General features: G+C 47.7%; 1 protein-coding gene. It reads left to right on the top strand.

What is annotated here, in order from left to right:
• Positions 1-538 precede the first annotated feature (538 nt).
• Entirely contained in the window at positions 539-1,564 is a 1,026-nt protein-coding gene (locus tag QVO39_RS02125) for a DUF4837 family protein (RefSeq protein ID WP_021902820.1), read from the top strand.
• Positions 1,565-1,605 lie beyond the last annotated feature (41 nt).

Here is a 1,605-nt window from a genome sequence, read left to right as displayed (position 1 = left end):
TACGGTAAGAACTTTCTAATGCGTAACCCCTGGAGGTTACGCCATGGGTTACGCATTAGAATAGTCTTGTGAGTGGTAATTATCGGGGCATCTATGGAAAAGGAGGCTGTTGCACGGAGTGCATAACTAACCCCCAAGGACAAATCCATACCACAAATAAGGGGGCAGATGGCCTTCGTACAACAACCTAAAAAAGCAACAGCAAAGTGGTCAAAAGTATAGTTGCAACTAAGCATTTGCTTTGTTGCAACTCGGCATTTGCTTAGTTGCAACTCGCCGATCGCTTAGTTGCAACTCAATTTTTGATTTTATATGGTGTTGAATATCAGTTCGTTATAAATGGGCTTTTTGAACCACTGCTTTCTCCTATTTTATAGGGTCATTAACTTCTAATGCGCAACCCCTGCGAAATTGCGATATTAGGGTGGCTTTATATTTGCTTTTTGGTATATTTGTGAGTAATAGAGGTATAGGGAGGTTAAGCGACTGTTGCTTTGCCTATATATTATATATAATGTGTATCAGCTGTATAAATGCGATGAAAAGTTTGGTAGATAGAGGGGGGACCTTGAAGGGTTTGCTATGGATATTGATGGCTCTGCCTCTGCTCTTCTCCTGCAGTGGGAAGGGGAGCAGTAAGGGGGGTGGTCTATTTGGAGCTACTGGTAAGCCACTGGAGATGGTGGTGGTGCTTCCCGATGGTTACGACACTGAAGCTCTAAGGGATAGTGTGAAGCAAGCACTCGGTATGCCGATGATGGTGCTACCACAAAATGAGCCATTGCTCACGGTGATGATGACTGGGGAACGCGACTTCTCGCAGATGTTTAAGTCGCTCAGGAACATCCTCTACATCACGATTGATAAGGAGCGGTATACTAGCCCCTCGATAGGGATTAGTCGCGATCAATTTGCTGGTGGTCAGTTACTGATCCATGCGAGGGCGGAGAGCCTTGAGTCGATCTACCGACTTTTGGATCTGAAGGGAAGGTCGATTGCCGACATGATCTACAAGGAGGAGTTGGTACGGCTGAGCCACGCCTTTGACCAAACCTACTCTAGCGAGGTGGCAAAGCTGATGAAGGAGCAGATCGGGGGTTGGACCATTCGCGTCAATACCGATTTGGAATACACTCATACGGGAGATCACTTCCTTTGGGCATCGGATCAGGGAGTGAAAGGTCGGACCGACTTCTTTGCCTACACCTATCCCTATGAAGGACCTCAGAGCCTAGAGCTGGATAGGATTATTGCCGTTAGAGATAGTGTACTGCAACAAAATGTAGCAGGTGCTCACGAGGGCTCATACATGAGTACGGAGCATCGGGTACCTCAGGTGGTTCGCCATGTGGAGGCTAATGGCATTCCTCGGACGGAGGTGCGTGGTCTTTGGGCGATGGTGGGGGATATGATGGGTGGTCCTTTTGTGCTACACGCTATTAACGACGAAGCCAATAAGCGGGTTTTAGTAGTGGAGATGGTGGTTTACTACCCAGGTGGACCGAAGAAAAACTTGATGTTGCTAGCAGAGTCACAGCTTTATACTCTGGAGGCAGCAGAATGACGATCTGCTGCGTTGCTTTCGGAATTCGGGCTCGGTCACGT

This window comes from Porphyromonas sp. CAG:1061 (assembly GCF_000435035.1).
Taxonomy (GTDB): Bacteria; Bacteroidota; Bacteroidia; order Bacteroidales; family Porphyromonadaceae; genus Porphyromonas_A; species Porphyromonas_A somerae.
Note: the sequence above shows the minus strand (reverse complement) of the source record. Positions and strands in the feature narration are given on the sequence as shown.